Below are 734 nucleotides of genomic sequence, written 5' to 3'. Positions count from 1 at the left end.
AGTGAAGGGTTCGAGCAAATGACTCTTCCTCGCTCTTGATGATTTTTTCGATAAAGTCACGTTTTTCAAGCACTTCTGGGTAGTAGCTTTCCATGATTTTTCCAACAGTTGGAACGAGTTTGTAAAGGAAAGGCTCGTTGATGCCCAATTTTTGACCGTGCATAGAAGCGCGACGGAGGAGACGACGAAGGACATAACCACGGCCTTCATTTCCAGGAAGGGCACCATCACCGATGGCAAATGACAAAGAACGAATATGGTCCGCAATGACCTTAAAACTCATGTTGTCGCCATCTTGGTCGTAGACCTTACCTGACAATTTCTCAACTTCACGGATAATCGGCATGAAGAGGTCTGTTTCAAAGTTTGTCTTCGCCCCTTGGATAACTGCCACCAAACGCTCCAAACCAGCGCCCGTATCAATGTTCTTGTGTGGCAATTCCTTGTATTCGCTACGAGGAACAGCTGGATCCGCGTTAAATTGTGACAAAACAATATTCCAGATTTCGATATAACGGTCATTTTCGATATCTTCTGCAAGAAGGCGAATACCGATATTTTCTGGGTCAAAGGCTTTTCCACGGTCAAAGAAGATCTCTGTATCTGGTCCAGAAGGTCCAGCACCGATTTCCCAGAAGTTATCTTCGATTGGGATCAAGTGACTTGGATCCACTCCTACTTCAATCCAGCGGTTGTAAGAATCTTTATCATCTGGATAGTAGGTCATATATAGT

At 44.4% G+C, this 734-nt stretch carries 1 protein-coding gene; it reads right to left on the bottom strand.

Going from position 1 to position 734, the window contains the following annotated elements:
- Positions 1-734, bottom strand: a 734-nt coding sequence (locus D8863_RS10555; RefSeq protein ID WP_260469802.1) for an alanine--tRNA ligase-related protein, incomplete at both ends; no start/stop codon positions are given.

Source organism: Streptococcus oralis (genome assembly GCF_003943825.1).
GTDB lineage: Bacteria > Bacillota > Bacilli > Lactobacillales > Streptococcaceae > Streptococcus > Streptococcus oralis_CD.
The sequence above is the reverse complement of the archived record's forward strand: the minus strand, read 5'-3'. Positions and strand labels throughout refer to the sequence as shown.